Annotated in this window: 2 protein-coding genes and 1 tRNA gene; all 3 read right to left on the bottom strand. The window is 49.7% G+C overall.

Annotated features, from left to right (window positions below):
- Positions 1-6 precede the first annotated feature (6 nt).
- Entirely contained in the window at positions 7-315 is a 309-nt protein-coding gene (locus Q7O77_RS16390; RefSeq protein WP_304169756.1) for a hypothetical protein, read from the bottom strand.
- A complete protein-coding gene (locus tag Q7O77_RS16395) occupies positions 312-2,024 on the bottom strand; it encodes an S-type pyocin domain-containing protein (RefSeq protein WP_304169758.1) in 1,713 nt (570 codons plus the stop codon). Before Q7O77_RS16395 ends, Q7O77_RS16390 begins: the two co-directional genes overlap by 4 nt.
- Before the next feature lie 763 nt (positions 2,025-2,787).
- Positions 2,788-2,863: transfer RNA gene (locus Q7O77_RS16400), tRNA-Ile, on the bottom strand.
- Between the last annotated feature and the right edge of the window lie 143 nt (positions 2,864-3,006).

Raw genomic sequence — 3,006 nt, forward strand, 5'->3', positions numbered from 1 at the left:
GCAGCGTCAGATGTGTATAAGAGACAGTCTTAGCACCTCAACATTCCAAGGCATGACCTCTTCAAAGAATGGGTTTTCCCAATCCCCATTTTTTATTATGTAGATTTTAAAAGCACCAGGCACTTCAAATGATGGGTACCATCCCACATCTATCAAGTCTCCATTTGAATAAGATATCATTAATAAATCCTCATCCAATTTATCGATCTCTTCTGTGGCAGTTTTATCAAAGTTGATGCCGGATAATTCGTCGAAAACATTATCTAATGATTGAATGTTATATTTTTCGCCTAGAATCATGATGTCGCGTGTCATTTCATTAACCTCTGTGCTTCTTGTTCGCCGATAGGATGAGAGTGAATGGTTCCTTGAGACTCCTTTGTGACTACCCACATAGTTTCCTTTCCTTTGTATGCTCCTTTTACTTCATCAAATTTCATGATCTTCCAATTTTGACCATTTGATGTTGGTGTACCACGCTCCCAAACGTCACCATCCATGGATGGGATATCTATATCAGGTTTAAATTTAGCTGGCCCGCTTTTCGTACTTTTAACAACTTCACGCCACGGTAATCCCTTCGGTGGATAATGTTTGTATCCGTGTGTATATGAAACCTTAGCTTCTGATAAATATACGTAAATCGGCTTTATGCCAGAGTCCGCCGGGAATACCAGTATCCAGTCATTGAAGTCCTGCTCATCCGGCATCGGGAACGGCGGAGTTGTTGTCTCCTCTGCACTGTCCGGGATCGGGTGTACCAGGATGGTTGGTTGATCAATAGGGGCGACCGGCGTTTCTGTCTGCGATATTGGCTCAGAGCCTTCCGGATTGGCGGGCGTCCAGGTGATTTTCGGGCCATCTACGCCCGGTGCGGGCGTGAATTCATAGCGGCTTTGCTCGGGTTTCCACACCATATTTGCGACGCGCACACCTTCGTACGGCGTGCCTTCGCCGGTATGAACGCCGTAGACCTGCATCTTGCCGTGAATGTCGGGACGCCAGAAAAAGCGCACGCGGGTCGTAGCGGTTTCTCCTGCCCAGCCTTTTTGCCGTAGGGTATCTTCCAGCCAGTGCTCATCACGTCCCGGTACTTTGTCGCTGCCTTCGCCGACTGATTGGCTGTAAAAAGCGGCAAACAGCACACCGAGTAAAGGCACCGTGCTTGATGCCGCCAGTGTGCCTTCAGTCAATGTCACTTGCCCCCAAACCTGCGTCATCGTGGTGACGGCGGCTCGGGTTGCTACCGTGTTTCCGGCAGACATCGTAGCCACGGGAACCGCGGCAGCGGCAACTGGCGTGATGGCTGATTTAGCTAATGGCGTCGGCGTTACTGCTATTTCCTTTGAGGACATCAGGTAATAAAGCGTTTTATACCAAGGCTCCGAGCCAGTGAGTTGAACAGGTGTTGATGCCGCGGTCGGTTCAGTCAACTGAGAGGGGTTTTTCTTCTTCGCAGCTTGCGCGTGCTGTACCACCGGTTTGTTTACGTGAGGGCGATGATACCCACAGCAATCGTCGACGACGGGCTGAGCAAATAACGCCATCTGCCCAAAGTTATCAACCGTCTCTTTCTCCGTTCCCGCGTCAGTACAGCCTTCACCGCGCAGGCAGGATTTCGCAAAAACTGGCGGGATGGTCAACATAGGCGATAAAGCGAGGAGTGGATCACGCCGCTGGGCGGATTGTTGCGCACAGCCAGCAACCGGAGATTGATAAGGGGTATCCCCGATAATGACGTTACTGCTTCCGGTCACGATATTGCCACCGCAGTTGATATCGTCTCCGATACGGGCGGCTTGCTTACCGTTAATGATGACGGTGGATGAACCTGCGGCTATCTGACGCGGATGAAGACCGTGGGGCATGTTGGGGCAGGGGCAACCGTGGAGCTGAACGGCGTCACCTTGTCGTGCGGCGGGCTGGCCATTGATGATAACGTCCTGACTACCTTCGACGACGGGAGTGGCTGGAAAACACGTGTGGCCACTACCTATATCGTTTAGACGGGCGGCTCCCGGCATAGTAATAATCCTTTTACTATAAAACCAACTATATCAATAGAATATAGTGTTATGTCGGAAAGGCTTGAGCCGTCCTGGCATAACCTGCGGCGTTGCATCATAGACCGATGAGCAATTATTACACGGCTACCTATGTCCTGCCAGTGTGCCATGATTAAACGCCGCTGCGGGATCCTGCCCGCTGGCCGACCACTACTCCGTAATAACATGCGTCCCCCTTTATGGCCTGCCACCCTGAGCACACCTTCAATCAGGAGTGCAACAGATGGTAGATTATCGCCACGGTGTTCGTGTCGTAGAAATCAACGACGGCACGCGCCCTATCAACCGCCATCGTCGGCATGGTGTGTACTGTGGCAGGGAGGGGTAGTCCAGCAAACCGTGTTTGAAAGGTCGCGTTAAACCTGCCTAAACGACAGAGTTAACGTTAATTGAAGTCGTTACCCATCTGTTTTGCGAAGGCTGATTATTGATGACATGAACGGCCAAACGGCCTGATGAAAAATCTAACATAAAAATGGTTCTTTGAAGCCGCGGTTTTTTTAGTTTTATCAGGCGCGGAACCCATCGTGACGCCGGATAGATTTAAGCAAGCCCATCATAAGTCAAAGATCAGTGTTGCAAAAACGGGGGTGACCATAGATTTTTATACTTAACGTCGAGACAAGAAAAATCGTGCGACATTTTTGTGACACTATCCGATTCCCCAACAAAAAAGCCACTCGCGAGAGTGGCTTAAATTCATGATTTTAAAGCTAATATTTGGTGGCCCCTGTTGGGTTTGAACCAACGACCAAGCGATTATGAGTCGCCTGCTCTAACCACTGAGCTAAGGGGCCAGCGGGTGCTGATTATACGTTACCCTTTATAGGTAGGTCTATAGATGTACGGTCAGGTGACGGTTTTCTACACAAGGCTAGCCTGTTGTTATTATTGCCGGAATTTGTCATAAACGTCCGAAACAACATAAGGAGGTAGAGAT

The sequence above is a fragment of the Lonsdalea britannica genome (assembly GCF_946477055.1).
GTDB lineage: Bacteria > Pseudomonadota > Gammaproteobacteria > Enterobacterales > Enterobacteriaceae > Lonsdalea > Lonsdalea britannica_A.